Raw genomic sequence first — 352 nt, 5'->3', positions numbered from 1 at the left:
CCATGATGCCCTTGGCCGGGTCATGGTCACCGTTCAACGCATTACTACCCCAGCCCCCGGAACAACGGAGCCGTTTGTTATGATCCGTCCCGCACAGAACCGTGCTGTCACCTTGTGGCTAATGAAGAACAGTAAACGTCCAATGAAGGCCGTGGACGTCTGGACGCTCTTGTTCGACCACCTGTTCCCACATACCGGACAGATCATGCTAACCCGCGAAGAAATCGCCGAAAAAGTCGGAATTCGGGTCAACGAAGTTACAGCCATCATGAATGAACTGGTGAAGATCGGGGCGATTTTCTCCGAGCGCTAAAAGGTAGCCTGTATGCGAGGGCCGGGTCTTGTCCGCTAC

1 pseudogene is annotated in these 352 nt (G+C 54.5%); it reads left to right on the top strand.

Features of this window, described 5'->3' with window-relative positions:
- Positions 1-313 (top strand): annotated as a pseudogene (locus KP705_RS19760) (hypothetical protein); the annotation flags it as partial.
- Positions 314-352 lie beyond the last annotated feature (39 nt).

The sequence above is a fragment of the Gluconobacter sp. P1D12_c genome, from assembly GCF_018812105.1.
In the GTDB taxonomy this organism is placed as follows: Bacteria; Pseudomonadota; Alphaproteobacteria; order Acetobacterales; family Acetobacteraceae; genus Gluconobacter; species Gluconobacter oxydans_A.
Note: the sequence above shows the minus strand (reverse complement) of the source record. Positions and strands in the feature narration are given on the sequence as shown.